At 72.6% G+C, this 17,926-nt stretch carries 12 protein-coding genes; 7 read left to right on the top strand and 5 right to left on the bottom strand.

The window, feature by feature from the left end:
• Nucleotides 1–77: 77 nt before the first annotated feature.
• The 5 genes from ACIBO8_RS30875 to ACIBO8_RS30855 all read left to right on the top strand — a co-directional run bounded on the left by ACIBO8_RS30875 (nucleotide 78) and on the right by ACIBO8_RS30855 (nucleotide 5,084).
• Nucleotides 78–374, top strand: coding sequence for a hypothetical protein (locus tag ACIBO8_RS30875; RefSeq protein ID WP_396118901.1), 297 nt, complete (start codon nucleotides 78–80; stop codon nucleotides 372–374).
• Between the two features lie 13 nt (nucleotides 375–387).
• Nucleotides 388–2,298 (top strand): RiPP maturation radical SAM C-methyltransferase, encoded by a 1,911-nt coding sequence (locus ACIBO8_RS30870; RefSeq protein WP_396118900.1) that lies wholly within the window; start codon nucleotides 388–390, stop codon nucleotides 2,296–2,298.
• A 123-nt stretch (nucleotides 2,299–2,421) separates the two neighbouring features.
• Complete coding sequence (locus tag ACIBO8_RS30865; RefSeq protein WP_396118899.1) at nucleotides 2,422–2,973, top strand: GNAT family N-acetyltransferase; 552 nt, start codon at nucleotides 2,422–2,424, stop codon at nucleotides 2,971–2,973.
• A 252-nt stretch (nucleotides 2,974–3,225) separates the two neighbouring features.
• Nucleotides 3,226–4,224, top strand: coding sequence for a hypothetical protein (locus tag ACIBO8_RS30860; protein ID WP_396118898.1), 999 nt, complete (start codon nucleotides 3,226–3,228; stop codon nucleotides 4,222–4,224).
• Entirely contained in the window at nucleotides 4,221–5,084 is an 864-nt protein-coding gene (locus ACIBO8_RS30855; protein ID WP_396118897.1) for a formyltransferase family protein, read from the top strand. The genes ACIBO8_RS30860 and ACIBO8_RS30855 overlap by 4 nt, the downstream gene beginning before the upstream one ends.
• Nucleotides 5,085–5,170: 86 nt before the next feature.
• On the opposite strand, the gene ACIBO8_RS30850 is transcribed toward ACIBO8_RS30855, so the two are convergent.
• The 3 genes from ACIBO8_RS30850 to ACIBO8_RS30840 are packed head-to-tail and all read right to left on the bottom strand — an operon-like array spanning nucleotide 5,171 to nucleotide 10,608.
• Nucleotides 5,171–7,669: a hypothetical protein gene (locus tag ACIBO8_RS30850; RefSeq protein WP_396118896.1), complete on the bottom strand. Its 2,499-nt coding sequence runs from the start codon at nucleotides 7,667–7,669 to the stop codon at nucleotides 5,171–5,173.
• A gap of 21 nt (nucleotides 7,670–7,690) precedes the next feature.
• On the bottom strand, nucleotides 7,691–8,665 hold the full coding sequence (locus ACIBO8_RS30845) for an Acg family FMN-binding oxidoreductase (RefSeq protein WP_396118894.1): 975 nt from the start codon (nucleotides 8,663–8,665) through the stop codon (nucleotides 7,691–7,693).
• 5 nt (nucleotides 8,666–8,670) lie between these two features.
• Nucleotides 8,671–10,608: a glycoside hydrolase family 15 protein gene (locus tag ACIBO8_RS30840; RefSeq protein WP_396118893.1), complete on the bottom strand. Its 1,938-nt coding sequence runs from the start codon at nucleotides 10,606–10,608 to the stop codon at nucleotides 8,671–8,673.
• Nucleotides 10,609–10,811: 203 nt separating this feature from the next.
• Here ACIBO8_RS30840 and ACIBO8_RS30835 point away from each other — a divergent pair, with 203 nt between their 5' ends.
• A complete protein-coding gene (locus tag ACIBO8_RS30835) occupies nucleotides 10,812–12,023 on the top strand; it encodes a hypothetical protein (RefSeq protein ID WP_396118892.1) in 1,212 nt (403 codons plus the stop codon).
• 212 nt (nucleotides 12,024–12,235) lie between these two features.
• The gene (locus ACIBO8_RS30830; RefSeq protein ID WP_396118891.1) at nucleotides 12,236–13,711 is read left to right on the top strand and encodes a diguanylate cyclase; all 1,476 of its coding nucleotides are present in this window, start codon (nucleotides 12,236–12,238) and stop codon (nucleotides 13,709–13,711) included.
• Nucleotides 13,712–13,718: 7 nt separating this feature from the next.
• Here the strand turns inward: ACIBO8_RS30830 and ACIBO8_RS30825 are convergent, their stop codons facing one another.
• A complete protein-coding gene (locus ACIBO8_RS30825) occupies nucleotides 13,719–15,200 on the bottom strand; it encodes a gluconokinase (protein WP_396118890.1) in 1,482 nt (493 codons plus the stop codon).
• Nucleotides 15,201–15,305: 105 nt separating this feature from the next.
• Nucleotides 15,306–17,708 (bottom strand): putative bifunctional diguanylate cyclase/phosphodiesterase, encoded by a 2,403-nt coding sequence (locus tag ACIBO8_RS30820; protein WP_396118888.1) that lies wholly within the window; start codon nucleotides 17,706–17,708, stop codon nucleotides 15,306–15,308.
• Nucleotides 17,709–17,926 lie beyond the last annotated feature (218 nt).

Below are 17,926 nucleotides of genomic sequence, written 5' to 3'. Positions count from 1 at the left end.
CGCTACGCTGGCCCGTAGGGACCGGGTCGGGTGCCGTCGTCCGGGACCGGCACGAGGCGACCAGCGAAAGGAAAGAGATGTCCGAGAAAACCCGTGCACCGAGAACGACCCGCGGGGGGTCGGGTGCCATCATCGGGGGACTCGCTGTCGGTGCCCTTCTGGGTACGCCGGTAGCCGCCTCCCCGGCGGCAGCGGCGGAGCCGCCGGTCATCGTCACGGAGGCCGGCGCAACGGTCTCCCGCTGCGTGGCGGCCCGAGTCGCGGCCGACGAGCAGGTGACGGCCATCCGCGAACAGTTCCAGACGTCCTTCACCGCCGGTGCCATGACACCGGTGCGGACGGACCTCATGCCGATCATCTGTGACCCACGCTAGCCAGACATCCGCGATGCGTGAGCCGATCGCGCTGCGCCCGCTCGGACCGACGGCCGATGGTCCGAGCGCGGCGCAGCGCGCCGCCTGGCCGATGGCGCTGGTCTCCATGCCGTTCATGATGGCCGACCGGCCCTCGATCCAGCTGGGCCTGCTCAAGGCCGTCGCGGCCGGCCACGGCTACGACGTACGGACCCTGCACGCCAACCTGGACTTCGCCGCCCGGATCGGTGCCGACACCTACCGGTCGCTGTGCGAGGACCGGGGGCTGATGATCGGCGACTGGCTCTTCTCCCGCGAGGCCTTCGGTGACGACGCGCCCGACCCGGACGGCGCCCTGCTCGACGACTTCGCCGCCGAGCTCGGCCTGCCCGGCCGCAGCCCGGAGGACAGCCGGAAACTGCTGCTGCGGATGCGCGATCAGGACGTCCCGGCCTACCTGGACGCACTGGTGGACGGCTTCCCCTGGGACGAGGTCCGGGTCGTCGGGTTCACCTGTACGTTCCAGCAGAACGCGGCCTCGTTCGCGCTGGCCCGGCGGCTGAAGCGCCGATTTCCCCAGCTCGTGACGGTGTTCGGCGGCGCCAACTTCGAGGACGAGATGGGACTCGAGTACGTCCGCCGCGTCGACTGCATCGACTACGCCGTGATCGGAGAGGGCGACGTGGCCCTGCCCGAGCTGCTGGCGGCCCTGGCCACCGGCGCCGACCCGGGCGCGGTCCCCGGCGTCGCCCGCCGTACACCCGACGGCGTGTCGGCGGCTCCCGCGCGGGCACCGTACGGCCGCCTCGACGAGTCGCCGCTGCCGGATTATGACGAATATTTCGCGCGGGCCGAGGCGCTGGGGCTGCAGCCGCGTACCGGCCTCCGCACCGTCCGCATCCCGTTCGAGTCGGCCCGCGGGTGCTGGTGGGGCGCGAAGCACCACTGCACGTTCTGCGGACTCAACGGCTCGACCATGAGCTTCCGGGCCAAGTCGGCCCCGCGGGTGTCGGCCGAGCTGGCGGCGCAGGCGCGGCGCTACCGCAGCTTCCGCTTCGAGGCCGTGGACAACATCGTGGACACCTCGTACCTGACCGGGTTGTTCCCCGAGCTGGCCGCCTCCGGTACGACGTACGACATCTTCTACGAGGTCAAGGCCAACCTGAGCCGGGAGCAGCTGAGGCTGTTGCGCCAGGGCGGCGTGACCCACCTGCAGCCCGGCATCGAGTCGCTGAGCACGCGGGTGCTCGCCCTGATGCGCAAGGGCGTCCGTGCCGGGCAGAATGTGAACGTGCTGCGCTGGGGTCAGCACTACGGCATCACGATCTCCTGGAACATCCTCTGGGGCTTCCCGGGCGAGTCCCCCGAGGACTACCGGGAGCAGGCGGCGGTCGTACCGCACCTGGTGCACCTGCGGCCTCCGGTGGGCGCCGGCCCGGTGTGGCTGGAGCGGTTCAGCCCCCTCTTCACCCAGCCGGACTCCGGTGTCCGGGAACGCCGGCCCGAGCGTGGCTACCGCTACGTCTACCCCGAGGGCTTCGACCTCGACCGGCTCGCCTACTTCTTCGAGTACGAGCTCGCCGACCCGCTGCCCCAGCAGACGTACGCCGGCCTGCGCGCAGCCGTCGAGGACTGGCAGGCGGCCTGGGAGCGCCCCGAACCGCCGACGCTCACCTACTTCGCCGCCCCCGGATTCCTCCAGATCTACGACGGCCGGCAGCCCGGCGCGGAGGGCACGTACACCTTCGAGGGAGATCTTGCCGAGATCTACCTCGCCTGCGTCGACCGCCCGATCGGGGCCGCCGCCGTGCGTGAGCGCCTCGGCGGGCGCCTGCCGCTCGAGGCCGTCCGGGCGGCGTTCGCCGGCTTCGCCGAGCGTGGCCTCATGTTCCTCGACGGTTCCGCCGCCCTCGCCCTGGCCCTTCCGGCGGGGGCCACGCGGTGAGACACCCGCCCCGGCGGTCCTGACTGGCAGGACGGATGGCGCATCCCACCGTTCCCGCGGTTCCGCCGCGGCGGTGCGATGGCCGATGATGCTGTGACCCGCGACCGAATCCCTGAGGTGGCAATGGACGATCACGTGGCCCTGCGGCCCTTCTCCGAACAGGACCTGTCCTTCCTCGAACGCCTGAGCTCGGACCCGAGCGTCAGCGGGCGGTACGTCTGGGCCGGCTTCCGGGACCCCCGGGCCCGGCGCCGGCGGTGGGAGAAGGACGGGTACGTCGGTGCCGACTCGGCGGCTCTCGCGGTGGTCGGCGACGACCCGGAGCTTGGCCCCGACACGGTCCTGGGCATCGCGAGCTGGGAGGCCAAGGACCGCGGCGGGCCGCCCGGGGGCTGCTACGAGATCGGCCTCGCGCTGCTGCCGGAATACCGGGGGCGTGGCCTGGGCACCGCGGCGCAGGGCGAGATGGTGCGCCACCTGTTCCACTGCACGCTGGCCTACCGGCTGGAGGCGCAGACGGACGCCGACAACATCGCCGAGCAGCGGGCGCTGGAACGGGTCGGCTTCCGCCGCGAGGGGGTGCTGCGCTGCGCGAGGTTCCGCGAGGGCGAGTGGCGCGACATGCTCATGTACGGCCTCCTGCGCTCTGACCTGCGCATCGAGGGCGGCGACTGAGCGGGCGGGGGCGACCGGTCAGCGAGGCTTCCCGCCGCCGTTCCAGCGCTTGTTCCACCCCCGTCGCGCACGATGGACCCCGCAAGTCACGCCGCAGGGCGTGCCGGCAGCGGCAACGGGGGACACCGTGCTCGTACTGACCCATCAGGACCAGAGATTCCTGTACTCGCAGAGCGCCACGGCCGTGCCGCACTCGGCCTTTCCACGCCGGCCGGACCGGCCCCGGGGACCCCTCACCGGGGCGGTGCCGGCATGAGCGCGCCGATCGGCTGGCTGGGCCTCATCGCCGGCGAGTGGACGATCAACGGGGACGCGAGCTCCTGTGCACGGCGTACGGTGCGGGCCGGGCGGGCGCTGGGTCTGCGTACCCTCGCGGTCAGCACCGATGAACGGTGCCTGGCCCGGCTGGCCGCCGACGGATGGTCGCTGAGGCCGGCGTCCGGCCTCGACCCTGCCAGCATCGCCACGGCGTTCGCCCCCGCCGGAAGCCGGGCCATCGCCCCGGCCTTCCTCGTCGGCGACGGCCCCGGACTGTCGGACACGACGGCCCGGGTGGCGGCGCTGCTGGGCGCCCGGAATCCCGATCCGGGTGCGGTGGCCCGGTCCGCCGGCCTGGTCGCCGGCCGGCGGACCGCGGTCGCGCCGCGCAACCGGGCGGGATGCCGCTACGTGGTCCAGGCGCAGGACGGCCACGTCATCGGCATCGCCGAGGACGTCACCGTGGACGGCTCCGGCCGCGACTACGACTGTCCGGGCAGCGCGCGGGGCTGGACGGCTCACCGGCTGAGGAGCCGTGCCCGTGCCGCGCTCGCCGCTGCCGGGCTGACCCTCGGTCCCGCCGAGGTGGTCCTGTACGCCGAGGGCCGCCACGTGACCGTCGAGAGTCTGGCGCCGGGCCGGATCGACGGCTGCATCGCCTCGGTGATCGAGCTCGCGACCGGGCACGACGTGATCCTCGGCGCGGTGCGGTCCGCGGTCTCGGCCGCCCTCCCGCCCCCGCACCGCCCCACCCGCCACCACCCGAGCCGGCACGCCTGCCTGCGCCGCGCGGACCTGCGGGGCGCCCCGGCCCGCGTCGATGCCACCTGGGTCGACCTGCCCGGACTCGTCTCGGTACGCCCCGGCGCGCAGGGCGCCGTCGTCACCGTCGCGGACGACCGTACGAGCGCATCGTGGGGGGCGCGCTCGGCTGTGGAGCGGCTGGCGGGCTGGTCCTCGAGGTCTTCGGCGGTGCCGGGCGGTGTCCGGTGACACCGCTGCGGCTGGCGCTGATCCGCGGCGACGACCATCAGCACCGCTACCTCGAGTCGCTGCTGGCGGCCCGCTTCGACCTGGCGCTGGTGGTCGTCGAGCCGGAGTCCGCCCGGGTCGCCGCGCTGCGCCGCCTCCGCCGCTACCGCGACTGGATCTACCACCTCTACCACCGCCTCCGCCGGGCCATCACCGGCAAGGACGCCTACCGCAGGCAGTACTTCGCGCACAGCCCCGAGCTCTGGGCGGATCCCGGCCCCCGGCGCCTGAGGGTGCGCTCGGTCAACGACGACGCGGTCGTGGACGCGCTGAGAGCGGTGTTCGTCGACGTGGTGGTGGTCATCGGCTGCTCGGCGCTGTCGAAGGCTACGCTCGACGCCGCCGGCCCGCTGGTGATCAATGTGCACAGCGGCTGCCTGCCCTACTACCGGGGCGAGCACGCATTCTTCTTCGCCGTCTACGAAAGACGCTTCGACCGGATCGGCTCGACCATTCACCGCGCGGGCCCCGGCATCGGTACGGGAGAACTGATCGAGGTCGTGCGCCCGCAGGTGAGCGGCGACGAGCTGCCGGAACAGCTGCGCTGCCGCTCGGACCTGCTCGCCATCCACCGGCTCGCCGGCTGGCTGGAGATCCTCGAGCGCGGGGGCGAGCTGCCGTCGTACGCACAGCCCGCGGGCGGGCACACGTACGGCATCCGCGACCGCGGACCCACCCACGACCTGCGGTACCTCCTGCGCCGGTGGCTGGGCTCGGCCGGACCGCTTCCCCCGGCCACCGACGCCCGGCGGCCGGTGACCCTCGAGGGAGCGGTGCGTCAGGACTCCGACCCCTCGAGGGCCCTCCGGCCGGTCAGTTGACGACGAAGGACTGCGACACCACGGCGGGCGATCCGCCCGCTACCGAGTCGCCGACCGCCTTCGGTGCCCGTTGACCGAGGTCCCATCTATGTCAGGGTGACCGCGAGTGTGTGCCGGCCCGGCCCGGTCGTGGTGATCACCTCATCGCCGCGTGCGGTCTGCACCCGTCGCGCTCGGGCCGCGTGCCCGTCCACCGTCACGGACGTGACCTGGGCGCCGGCCGGTACGACGGCGCCGAGCGTCAGGCGTGCGCGCACCGCCGCGTCGACGGTGACCGACAGGACGTTGCCGCGGGCGGCCGCGCGTACGTCGACGTGGCCGGTGCCGACCAGGATGTCCGTACCCGCGATCTGCCGCCCCGCCGGGATCAGCGGCACCACGGCCAGCCGCCCGTGGCCCAGGTCGGGCGCCACGCCCAGCTGCTGATGGATCACCGGCCAGAGCACGCCGTACGTACCCCACGCCTGTATCACGCTGGACCGGCTCAGGAAATCCTTGCCCATGTTCGATCCGAAGCCCGGTGACGGCAGGATCTCCGGCATCGCTCCGGGCATCTCCCAGACACTCGGGTCGAGCTGGCTGCGCGCGTTGGCGGTGGTGTAGCGCTGCTGCGGGGCTGTCCGGCCGTAGTTGCCCTCGGCCACCGCCATGATGGCGTTGCCCAGGGAGAAGATGTCCCGTTCGGACGGTACGGCGGAGACCACGCTGTCGCACGACGGTCCGGGGTTGCCGGCGGGATCACTGGTGGGGCCGGTTCCGGTGTGGAAGAAGCCGAACTCGCCGGTGAAACAGTCCCGCTCACGCTGGGCCAGCCCGGTCGTGGCGTGGCCGGTCGAGGCGACCGGACCGGCCGGTAGTTCCGCCTCCATGGGCGTCGCGCCGATCCAGTACCGCTGGTACACCTTCACGTCGCCCGGGTCGGTGAGCGAATCCGCGTACGAGCGGGCGTCGCCGCCGTACCACCAGGCCGGCTCGAAATTCCGCGCGCGCCGGGCGGCCTGGGTCTCGGCCCATGCCGCGGTCGCGCGGTCGCCCTTCGCGCGCGCCATGTCGGCCAGGTCCAGGAGGCCGCGGATGGTGTAGACGGCCACGTCCAGCTTCTCGTCGCCCATGCCGGGGCGCTCCACGTTGCCGCTGCCCTCCGGCCAGCCGTCGGCGTCGGCGTCCAGGCCGAGCGCGTACCGCATGGCTCGCACCGAGAAGTCGTACAGGTCGTCGCGGAACGCGTCGTCACCGGTCCAACGCCAGACCAGCGCCACCGCGCTGGGGAACTTCACCGTCTCGTCGGTGTTGCCGACGTCGGCATCGGTGCCGTAGTAGACCTGGCCGTCCGGCGTGACCTCGTGCACCACCTTGCCCGAGCGGCCGTTCGTGATCTCGCTGAGGTCCCGCAGCGTCCGGAGATGGCCCTCGATGGCCGCGAACTGTCCGGCGGCCACCGCGGCGAAGGCGCTGTACTCCCCGTCGGTGGCGAAGATCCACGGGTAGTCCGGCCAGCCGGCGCCGATCCAGCGGGCCCGGTCCACCACGCCCGCCGGCGGCGGGTACTCGGTGCCCTCGTTGCTGGCGAACACGTGCAGGTCCCGCGATTCCTGGACGGAGTCGGCCAGGTTCTGCTTGGACCACTCCACGCTCCGCTGCAGGAGCCGGTCGCCGGGCAGGTCGACGCGGCTGTGCCGGGCCACGGTGGCCCGCGCGTCCCGCTTCGCGGCCAGCGCGCCGGCCGGGTCGTGCAACGCCCGGGCCAGTTCCGCCTGGGCCGGCGCGAGGCCCTGGTCGGAGCCCGCGACCGCGAACCACACCGTGCGGGCCGAGGCGCCGACCGCGACGTCGTAGGTGAGCCGGCCGCCCGTACCCCTGCCGTAAGGTCCGTCGTCACAGACCGCGGGCGTCGGGTCGCCGCAGACCACGGCGCCCTGCGGGCCGCGCATGCCGGCGCCGAGCGCATGACCTGCCGGGGTCAGGCTGCTGCCGACCAGCGCCGCCCAGTCGTGCGGCCGGGCGTTCGGGACCGGCGGCGTGCCGCGGTCCCGGAAGATCAGGTTGCGGCCGTCGAACGAACCGGCATCGGGCAGGTTGGCCGCGGCCTGGCCGGGGGTGGTCCAACCCCACGGGTACGCCGAGAGCAGTTCCGAGTGCGCGTCCATCGTCAGGTGAACAGTTCCGGCGCCGGCTGGGAACCGCAGCCCGATGAGCGCCGCGCGCCCGCCGTCCGGAACGACATCAGTCCGCTCGACGGTGAGGCCATCCGGCCCGGCCAGGGTCATGGTGGTGTACCCGGTGCCCTCGGTGAACCGCTCGGCCTTCAGCCAGGTCCCGTTCGCGCCGAACCAGACACCGTCCAGCAGCTTGATCGGTGGTGTCCAGAAGCCGCCCATCTCGCCGCGGATGTGCCACCCGGTGGCGGGATAGGTGGCGTCCTCGGCACCCACTTGGTAGAGCCGGTCCCCGGTGACCACGAACCTGCGGTCACCCAGCCGCTGAGTCTCCGACAGCCCGGCGACGGGTGCGGCGGCGGTGGGTCCGTACCCCGCCAGACCGATGACGGCGCCGATGACGGCGGCTGCGGCGACGTGACGCTTCATGGGCACGCTCCCGTGTAGAGATCAGCTGATGACTGTGCCGGGCCGGCGCCGTGGCGTCGGCGGTGGCGCCTCGGCCGCCACCGGAACTCCGATCCGCAGCGCCAGGTACGGCCGGCCCTCCGGCAGCAGGCTCCGCACCATCCGCCGGGATTCCCCGACCTCCAGCACGTCGCTCATCGGCGCGGCGCCGAGGCCTTCGACGACGGCGGTGAGCAGCACGGCGGAAAGCGCCTCGCCGGCGCGCAGCCACTCGACCGCCGTGTCGCCGGGTCCGTACAGGACGGCGTACGCCGTACCGCTGTCGTCGCCCGGGCCGATTGCCAGGCCCGGGGTGCCGCCGGGGGCGAAGTCGCGGACCGGCACCGCGCGCGGACCGGCCGGGACAGCGGTGCCGGCCGGCACCCCGTCGCCGCTGCCCGGCGGTCGATGCGTCCATTCGTCCAGTGCGCGGCGGTACGCCGGATCCGCCTGCTCGGCCGCCGCAGCGTTCGTGGCCGCCGTCGCGAGCGCCGGGACCTGGTCGCGGCTCAGCAGGTGAAGAGCGGTCCCCTCGACCTGCGCCGCCTCGCGCAGCCGGCGCAGGGCGGCCTCCGGCACCGGGGTGGCGCCGAACGGCCGGCGGTCGGTGCGGCGGCGCGGAACGGCCCCGCGCAGCCGGCGTACCCGGTCATCAGGTTCGGCCCGGCCGCGCACGTCGATGCGCGCCAGCAGGTCGGGCGAAGCCGGATCCGGGAAACGGGTGACGGCGATCCGGCGACCGGCCGCGGTGAGCCCAAGCCGCGCGTGGTGCAGGGCGGCGCCGCAGCTGAGCAGCAGCTGCCGGCCGCCCGGATCGGTCACGGCGAGCGTGCGGTCCGGCTCGCGCAGCAGCTCGAGGGCGTTGCTGCGGACCCGCCATCGCCACGGCTGGGTGTTGAACACCGAGGGCGCACGCTGTGCCAGGCGCGCCGCCTCGGCGAGCGCCCGCATCAGGTCGGTGGGCCGTGCGGCCGGCATGGCGGTCAGCCACCGGCGACGTTGGCGGGGGCGAACTGACCCGGCGCGCGGCTCTGCTCGGCACGGATGACGTGCATGACCGCGTTGATCAGCGCCAGGTGGGTGAACGCCTGCGGGAAGTTGCCGAGGTGCCGGCCGCTGTAGGTGTCGATCTCCTCGGCGTACAGCTCCAGCGGGCTGGCGTACGCCAGCAGCCGCTCGCACAGCTTGCGGGCCTGCTCGACCTCGCCGACCTCGACCAGTGCGGAGGCCAGCCAGAACGAGCAGATGGTGAAGGTGCCCTCCTCGCCGCTCAGCCCGTCGTCGGTCTCCTCGACCCGGTAGCGCAGCACCAGGCCGTCCACGGTCAGCTCGTCGGCGATCGCCAGGACGGTGGCGCGGATCCGCGGGTCGTCCGGGGGCAGGAACCGCATGAGCGGGAGCAGCAGCGCCGACGCGTCGAGCGCGGAGGAGCCGTACCGCTGGACGAAGACCCCGCGGGCGTCGACGCCCTTGGCGCAGACCTCCGCGTGGATCTGGTCGGCCAGGGTCTGCCACTTCTCGGCGTACTCCGGCTCGTCGTAGAGGCGTGCCAGGCGGGCGCCGCGGTCCAGGGCGACCCAGCACATGACCTTGCTGGACACGAAGTGCTGCGGCTCGCCGCGGACCTCCCAGATGCCCCGGTCCGGCTCCTCCCAATGCGCGGCGGCCTGCTCGACCTGGCGCTTGAGGACCGGCCACAGCGACTCGGGCAGCTGTTCGCGGGACCGCGCGTGCAGGTACACGGAGTCCAGGACGGCTCCCCAGACGTCGTGCTGCCGCTGCTTGTACGCCGCGTTGCCCACCCGTACCGGAAACGCGCCCTCGTAGCCGGACAGGTGCGGCAGCGACTCCTCCTCGATCTCGCGCTCGCCGCCCACCCGGTACATGACCTGCAGGTCGTTGCCGTCGCGGCAGGCGTCCTGGATGAAGTAGAAGAAGTCGTTCGCCTCCCGGTCGAAACCGAGCGTGTAGAGGCCCCACAGGGCGAAGGTCGAATCGCGCACCCAGGCGTAGCGGTAGTCCCAGTTGCGCTCGCCGTGCGGCGTCTCGGGCAGCGCCATCGTCGCCGCGGCCAGCAGAGCGCCGGTCGGGGCGTACGTCAGTCCCTTGAGAGTCAGCGCGCTGCGCTGCAGATAGCTGCGCCAGGGATGGTCCGGGAAGTCTCCCAGCGTGATCCACTGTCGCCAGTACTCCGAGGTGCGGCCCATCCGCTCCTGCGCCTCGTCCAGCGTGCGCGGCGGCGGCAGCGGGGACCACGACAGCGCGACGAAATGCGTGTCGCCCTCGACCATGCGGGTACGCGCGTTGAGCCCCCGGCCCTCGATGCCCGGCCGCAGATCCGTGGTCAGCCGCAGGGTGACGTCGCAGTCCGGGGCCTCGGCAACGACGTCGCCGTAGCCCTGGCCCTCGTAGCGCCACGACGGCTCGCGCCGCCCGTAGTCGAAGACCGGCTCGCAGGTCATCGAGAGATCCACCGAGCCGCTGACGCACCGTACCGTCCGCAGCAGGCAATGCTCGGCGTCGTAGTCGGTCGGCGAGCGGCGATGGGTACGCGACCGTTGCTCGACGTTGTGCCACGGGCCCATGCACAGGGCGTCCCGCACGATCAGCCACCCGGTCCGGGTCTGCCACGTGGTCTCCACCATGAGGCTGCCCGGCAGGTACCGCCGGGCGGCGGGAACCATCTCGTCGTACGGCCCCAGCCGGAACGCGCCGGCGCTGCGGTCCAGCATGGTGGTGAAGACGCTGGGGGAGTCCGGGCGGGGCAGGCACATCCACTCGACCGCCCCGTTGGGCGCCACCAGGCAGGTGACCTCGCAGTCCGAGAGGAACGCGTACTCGGCGATCGGCGGGAAGGGGCTGCGCGCCCACTGCTGGGGCGGCAGCATCGCGCTCAGCTTCTCCAGCGGCGCTTCGTCCATATCGTGATGGTCGCCCTCCGATGCCGTCCACGCCAGCGCTGGAGCCAGGTCCGTCGCGTGGAGGGATGGTCACGCTGATCATGGTGAAGCGGCTCGCGGTCCTTGAGTCGGATATGCGGCAATAGTTCTCTTCGAGAAGGTGTTCACTCTGCGAATTGGCGTTGTTACGTTGCGTGAAGTCCATTCCTAGCGAGGAGAACCCGATGCGCACGTCACGCTTGAGCACTGTCATGTCGATCGCGATGGGGCTGGTCCTGGCCGCCTCGTCGGCCGCCGCCGCAGCGAGGTCGGACAAGCCGCCGCTCGATCCGCCGCCCTGGAGCGGCACGCTGCCGGGCGCCGGTTCCCCGCCCGGCGGCTTCACCGACTGGGCCGACCTGATGAAGGTCCAGGCCCGCCTCGATGCGGCTGCCGACCGCATCGGCGCGGCCGGCGGGGAAGGCTTCTCGGGAATCGTCGTCTCTCCCGAGACCCGCAAGCTTCGCCTCTACTGGAAGGGGCGTCCGCCCGCCCAGGTGCGTGAGGTGATCGACGCGCAGGATGTCGCGGTCGACGTCCTGTCCGCCCGCTTCTCCAAGAAGGAACTGACCGCGGCGGCCAACCGGGTGCTGCGTCAGTCCGGAGTCACCGCGGCCTCCGCGGATCCCGAAGGGGACGGTCTGGTCGTCGCGGCCAAGCCCGGACACAAGCCCAGTGACCCCACCGTTCCGATCGTCCGGCTGGAGGTCGCCGACCCCACGCCGCTGTCCCGCAACGACGACTGGGCACCGTACTGGGGTGGGGCCCGCTGGGGGACCAGCTGGACCGGGCAGGGCTGCTCCACCGGGTTCGCCATCTGGGTCGGGGGCTACACCAAGATGCTCTCCGCCGCCCACTGCGGCGCCAACGGCCAGACCGCGTACGACGGCGGTGGTCAGGTCATGGGCTCCATCTCCGGCGACAACAACAGCTACGACACCCTCTACATCAACGCCTCGTCCGCCGGGCGCATCTACGACGGCGGCGTGGGCAGCGGCGAGTTCTCCAAGCCGGTGGCCTACGCCTCGCGCAGCTACGTCGGCGACTGGCTGTGCACCTCGGGCTCGTACTCGGGTGCCCTCTGCAACATCCGGGTGACGGCGACGAACATGACGATCAACATCGGCTACTACGTGTACGGCATCGTGCGGGCCGAGCAGGTGAACCACACCAGCGCCGCCGGCAACGGTGACAGCGGCGGGCCGGTGTTCTCCCTGTCGTCCGACCCCAACCGCGTCGTCGCCAAGGGCACCATCACCGCGGGCGACCCGTCCTCGGCGCCCGCCGCCTGCACCGGCGTTCCGGCCGGCCCCGGCCGTAGCTGCACCTGGCGCATGTACTACGCCGACATCACCACGGCCTTCAGCCTGTACGGGGCTTCCATCGTCACCGGCTAGCCACGCCGTTGAACAGGGGGCGCTGACTACGAACGGTCAGCGCCCCCATTCGCGCCATGCCGCGGCCGGGATGAATGGCATGACGTCCGAATGTGGCCCGCGAATTCGATTACACCTTCTACGAGGCGTGAGCGGAGAACGCTTGCTCAACCCCCGCCGCGCCCAGCCGATAGGAGAGCGTCCGGCCGTCGGGGAGTAGGAGGTGCAGTTCCGTGCTCAGCCGTGTTCCCGGATGGGCGCGCTTCCTGGCCGCCGGGTTGTCGATCATCGTGCTCTACCTGTGGCTGCCGGACAGCCCGGTGCAGCAGGCCTGGTACGACAGCCTGGCAGCTGCCGGCGTCGTCGCGATCGCGGTCGGGATCCGGCGCAACCGGCCGGAGCGGCCGGCCGCCTGGTGGCTGCTGGCCGGCGGCCAGATGGCGAACATGGCCGGCGACGGCATCTACTTCTACGTGCAGAACATCCTGCACGACGACGGCTTTCCGGCCCCGTACGACGTCTCGTACCTGGTCAGTTACGTGTTGATGGTGATCGGGCTGCTGCTCCTGCTGCGCAGCCGCAGCGCGGGGCGCGATCGGGCGGGCCTGGTCGACTCCATGATCATCGCCAGCGCCTTCGCGCTGGTCAGCTGGGTCTTCCTCATGCGGCCCGTGGCCGAGGACCAGGGGCTCGGGCTGCTCGGCCAGCTCATCGCCATGGCATACCCGGCCCTCGACCTGCTGGTGCTGGCGATGCTCGCCTGGCTCCTGACCAGCGACGGGCCCCGCAACATCTCGTTCCTGCTGGTGACCGCGGACATGGTCGGCTTCCTCGTCGGCGACTACTTCTGGGCGTTCGCGCAGCAGACCGCCTACGACCCGGGAACCCTCGGCAGCCGGCTGATCGACTGCGCGTACCTGATCGGCTATGTCTGCTTCGGTGCCGCCGCCCTGCATCCCGCCATGACGAAGATCGGCCGGCCGGTCGGCCGCGAACGGGTCCGGCCCATGACGCTGCGGCGCCTGTCGCTGCTCACCGCGGCAACCCTGGTCGCACCCGCGCTGTTGCTCTGGCAGGCCTGGACCGGCCACGGGCGGGTGCTGGACGCGTACGCGATCGTGATCGGCTGCGTGACCATGTTCCTGCTCGTGGTGACCCGGATGACCATGCTGATGCGTCAGGTGCACGCGCAGGCCCTCGTGCTGGCCGAGCAGGCCGGGCAGCTGCGCCGGGCGGCGCGGCAGGACCCGCTGACCGGGTTGCCCAACCGGCGGGCCTGGGACGAGGCGCTGCCCGCGGCGATGCGCCGCGCGGCCCGTGACGGTACGGCCCTCGCACTGGCGATCCTGGACCTCGACCACTTCAAGCGGTTCAACGACACCCACGGCCACCAGGCCGGCGACCGGCTGCTCAGGGAGGCGGCGGCCACCTGGGCGGCCCATCTACGCACGGTAGACCTGGTGGCCCGGTACGGCGGTGAGGAATTCGTGGTGCTCCTGCCCGGCGCCACCTTGGCCGAGGCAGCGCAGTCTCTCGACCGGCTGCGCACCGTGTGCCCCATGGGGAGCACCTTCTCGGCCGGTGTGGCGACCTGGGACGGCACGGAGGACGGCGACGAGCTTGTCGCCCGCGCGGACCGCGCGCTCTACCGCGCCAAGCAGGCGGGCCGTAACCGCGTCGAGTGCGACCTGGTGGTTGCCGGCGTCTGAGGTGCGCTCAGCCGCGTACGAGCGCGTCGTACACCTGAGCGAACCGTGCCCGCCGTTCGGCGTAGTGCTCGACGTGCGCGGGGCGGGGCTCGTACGTCGCACCGGTGGCCCGGGGTGCGCGCGGCACGTCCGGTGCCAGCACGTCGAGTGCGAGCAGTGCCGTGCCGCGCTGCGTGGCGCGCCGCCGGGTCACGTGCGTGACGGGTCGCCCGAGGACGTCCGCCAGGACCTGGAGCCATTCGGGCTGGTCGTTGCTGACCCGGCCCGCCGCCGCGACCTCGAGGATCCCCGGGGCGGCCGGGTTCAGCTCCTCGGCGACGCGCGCGTACGTCATGGCGACGCCTTCGACGATCCCGCGGAACAGGGTGTCCGCGTCCGTGGCCGCTGACACCCCGCCGAACACGGCGCGTGCTCCGCCGACCCAGCCGGGCGCGCGCTCACCGGTGAGGTACGGCAGCACGAGCGGCGTGGCGCTGCTCGGCGGCGCGGTGAGGGCGCCCGCGAGCGCGGGGCTGAGGCGTAACGTGCTCTGCGCCCAGCTGACGGCGCGGCCGACATCGTTGATGGCCCCGCCGAGCAGCGTGCGTCCTGCGTCGACGCGGTAGTTCCACAGTCCGAACGGCAGGGGATCGGCGGGGCCGTCGAGCAGTACGCGCAGCGCACCGCTGGTGGCCGTCGCCGCGGTGAGCACCGTGGCGTCGGCCGCCCCGGACCCGATGTTGCTGGCGAAGCCGTCGGTGATGACGGGGAACCACACGGCCCGCGCGAGGGCCGGCCGGCGTGCCGGGGCGGCCGGTGGTGCCGGTTCTGTCATGTCCCGCGGCGCGGACAGCTGCTCGGGCCTGAGGCCGGCGGCGGCCAGCAGCTCGGCGTCGAGCTCGCCGGTGCGGCGGTCCAGCAGGCCGGTCCACGCGACGGTGGACGTGCCGGCGAGCGGGTGCCCGGTCAGGCGGGCCAGGACGTACTCGCCCAGGGACCACCATCCGGCGACCTGGGCGACGAGACGCGGCTCTGCCGTCGTGAGCCAGCGCAGGCGCGGGGCGTGGTAGCTGGTGTGCAGGCGGGTGCCGGTGCGCTGCTGCACCGCGCGCTCGTCGAGCTCCTGCCGCAGCGCCGTGACCGCGGCGGCGCTGCGGGAATCGGCGTAGGTCAGGCACGGGGTGAGCGCGCGTCCGGCCGCGTCGACCCCGATCAGCGAGGCGGCGAAGGTGTCCATCGCGACGCCCGCGATGCGGGTTCCCAGCCGCCGGTCGCCGGCCACGGCGTCGAAAATCTGCTCGACCTCCGCGGTCACCTGGTCGGGATCGATGATCGAGGTGCCGTCGGGCGCGACCGTGAAGGCGTGCAGGACCTTGTGCTGCAGGCGGTGGACCCGCCGCCCGGACGCGTCGTGCACGCCGCCGCGGGTGGCGGTGGATCCGATGTCCAGGGCGAGGACCAGCGGGTCCAGCGCCTCGTCGAGGGCGACGTCTTCGTCGTTCCGGCTCATCGCGTTCCCCGTCGTCGGCGGCGGCGCCGGGTCTCCGGCGGCCCTTGCCAACCTAGCCCCGAACGGCCGCCGCCGCCCGGCAAGGACACGACGGGCGCGGTTGCTTCAGGCGGCCGTGAGGTGGCCGCCGTGCGGCGGGACGTCGCCCCGCGGAGAGGTCGCAGCGGCGAGCAATTCGTCGACGGCTTCCCGGGTCATCGGGCGGTGGAACAGAAATCCCTGCGCGAGGTGGCAGTTCATGTGCTGGAGCAGGGCCGCCTGCTGCGGCGTTTCGACGCCTTCGGCGATGGTGCTCAGCCGCAGCGTCTCGCTCAGGTGCAGGATGGCGCGGATGAAGGCGTGATCCTGCGGGCCCGGGGCGCTGCCGCCGTCGGAGCGGACGAACGAACGGTCGATCTTGAGGATGTCGACCGGCAGATGCCGCAGGTACGACAGGGAGGCGTAGCCGGTACCGAAGTCGTCGATGGCGATCCGGATGCCGTGCTCGCGGAGCCGGTGCAGGCAGGTCTGCACGTGGCTGGCGCCGGGGCTGGTCACGGCGACCAGTGCGGTCTCGGTGATCTCCAGGATGAGGGCCGTCGGCGGCAGCCCGCTCGCCGACAGTGCGTCGAGGACCGTCCGGGCGAAATGCGGGTCGGACAGCTGATGGCCCGACACGTTCACCGACAGGCTCAGACCGAACCGCTCGTGCCACGCGACGGCCTGCTCAGTAGCCTGGCGCAGGACCCAGGCGCCGATCGCCACGATGAGACCGCTGTTCTCGGCGGCCGGGATGAACTCGTCGGGCGGAACCTCGGTGCCGTCCGGTCTGGTCCAGCGCAGCAGCGCCTCCAAGGACCGCACCTCGCCGGTGCGCGAGTCGACCACCGGCTGGTAGTGCAGGCGGAATGCGGCGTCGGTCAGGGCGCGGCGGAGGTCGTCCACGAGCCGGGCGGTGTCCAGGCGATGGCTGCGCATCCCGGTGTCGAAGGCGGTCACGCGGCTGCGGCCGTCGGCCTTGGCGGCACGCAGGGCCACCCCGGCATCGCGCAACACCTCGGCGGCGGTCAGCGGTCCGTCCATCATGCGGTAGCCGACGCTCGCGGTGACGACGACCTCGCGGTCGCCCTGCGCGTACGGGATGCGGCCGGCCGCCAGGATCTGTGCGGCGCGCAGCGCGGGATCGGCGGCCGCCGGGTCCTCCAGAAGCAGCGCGAACTCGTCGGCGCCGACCCGGGCCAGGCTGTCGGATTCGGTGAGCAGGCCCAGCAGGCGCGCCGACAACTTGACCAGGACCTGGTCGCCGGCCTCGTGGCCGAGCGTGTCGTTGAGGTCGGCGAAGCCGTCCAGGCCTACCAGCAACAAGGCCGGCGAGCCGGTGCCCCGGCGGCGAGCGATCGCCCGCTCCACCCGCTCCAGCAGCAGCGCGCGGTTCGGCAGGCCGGTGAGGGGGTCGTGCAGGGCGCGGTGGGTGAGTTGCCGCTGCAGCGTCTCCTGGTCGCGCAGGGCCTTCGTCAGCTCGACGGCCTGCCGGTCCAGCATGGCCGCCCGGCGCTGGGCGACCCGGGCCAGCATCCCGAGCCGTACGACGAGCAGGGTCGAGATGACGGCGCCCAGCAGCGTCGGCACGAGTGTGTCGTACCAGGCGGTGCTGTCGGCGTACCGATGCACGAAGCGAACGCCGGTGACGACAGCGAGCGGGCACAGGAAGGCCAGGCCGGCGAAGGTCAGCAGCCGGCCGGTGCGGACGCCGCTCGTGGCGCGGCGGACCCGGCCGATGTTCGCGGCCGACGGGTGCAGCGACGCGGCGCCGAACAGGAGCGCCCAGGTGAGCCACAGGGCGTTGTCGAGGTTGCTCACCGAGATGTAGCCGTCCAGCCCCACCCGGGCGAAGTACACGACGTCGCCGGCGAGCAGCGCGAAGACCGAGGCTGTCAGCAGGGCGCTGGCCGGGCGCCGGGACCCGGTCGTGAAGGTCAGGCGGGCGAGGCCGGTGAGGATCAGCAGATCACAGACCGCGTACGCCATCCAGGTGCCCACCATGGCCGAGTTCGCGCCGGGCTGGTGCAGGTACGGCTGCATCACCACGGTCCACCAGAACGCGGCCACTCCCGCGGTGACCACTCCCGCGTCGACGAGTTCCGCCGCCGTCCAGCTCCAGGAGCGCCGTGGCACGGTCACCGCCAGGCCCGCGATGAGCAGCCCGTACATCAGGAAGTAGACGCCGTCCACGACCGACAGGAAGACGCCCTGTCCGTAGATCTCGAAGCCGATCGCGAACATGGTGTTCGCCAGCATGGACACGGCCAGCGCGGCGATCATCAGCCACCACCCGGCGGCGCGCGCGGGGCGGTGCCGCCGCACCCCGGCGATCGCCGCCACCACGCCTGACCCCATGATCAGGGCGAAGACCGCGATGCCCACGGTGCGCGGGCAGAACAGGAACGCCACCACGGCGAGCGAGCCCAGGAACAGGTACGCCGCCCACGCGCCGCTACGAGTCGGCCGCCACGCCACAGACCATTCCATGTAGAACCGCCTTCGACGCGCTCCCGGCCGAGCAGCCTGGGCCGTCCGATCATGGAACGGCCGGCCCGGTGCAGAAGGGGACCATTCAGGGTGCAGATCGGTATCAAAGCGCGTTCTCCCGGCTTCGTGCCATCCGGACGGTCCTCCCCTTCCGGCGGGTCCACAGTGCACGGTTGGATCGGAGTATCCGCCTCGGGGGAGGTGGGCATTGTTCTGAA

Source organism: Actinoplanes sp. NPDC049681, assembly GCF_044465265.1.
GTDB lineage: Bacteria > Actinomycetota > Actinomycetes > Mycobacteriales > Micromonosporaceae > Actinoplanes.
This window is presented reverse-complemented; position numbering and strand designations above follow the sequence as displayed.

Coding starts and splice junctions, on each gene's coding strand:
- ACIBO8_RS30875 (WP_396118901.1), top strand. CDS start 78: ATGTCCGAGAAAACCCGTGCACCGAGAACGACCCGCGGGGGGTCGGGT.
- ACIBO8_RS30870 (WP_396118900.1), top strand. CDS start 388: ATGCGTGAGCCGATCGCGCTGCGCCCGCTCGGACCGACGGCCGATGGT.
- ACIBO8_RS30865 (WP_396118899.1), top strand. CDS start 2,422: ATGGACGATCACGTGGCCCTGCGGCCCTTCTCCGAACAGGACCTGTCC.
- ACIBO8_RS30860 (WP_396118898.1), top strand. CDS start 3,226: ATGAGCGCGCCGATCGGCTGGCTGGGCCTCATCGCCGGCGAGTGGACG.
- ACIBO8_RS30850 (WP_396118896.1), bottom strand. CDS start 7,669: ATGAAGCGTCACGTCGCCGCAGCCGCCGTCATCGGCGCCGTCATCGGT.
- ACIBO8_RS30845 (WP_396118894.1), bottom strand. CDS start 8,665: ATGCCGGCCGCACGGCCCACCGACCTGATGCGGGCGCTCGCCGAGGCG.
- ACIBO8_RS30840 (WP_396118893.1), bottom strand. CDS start 10,608: ATGGACGAAGCGCCGCTGGAGAAGCTGAGCGCGATGCTGCCGCCCCAG.
- ACIBO8_RS30835 (WP_396118892.1), top strand. CDS start 10,812: ATGCGCACGTCACGCTTGAGCACTGTCATGTCGATCGCGATGGGGCTG.
- ACIBO8_RS30825 (WP_396118890.1), bottom strand. CDS start 15,200: ATGAGCCGGAACGACGAAGACGTCGCCCTCGACGAGGCGCTGGACCCG.
- ACIBO8_RS30820 (WP_396118888.1), bottom strand. CDS start 17,708: ATGGAATGGTCTGTGGCGTGGCGGCCGACTCGTAGCGGCGCGTGGGCG.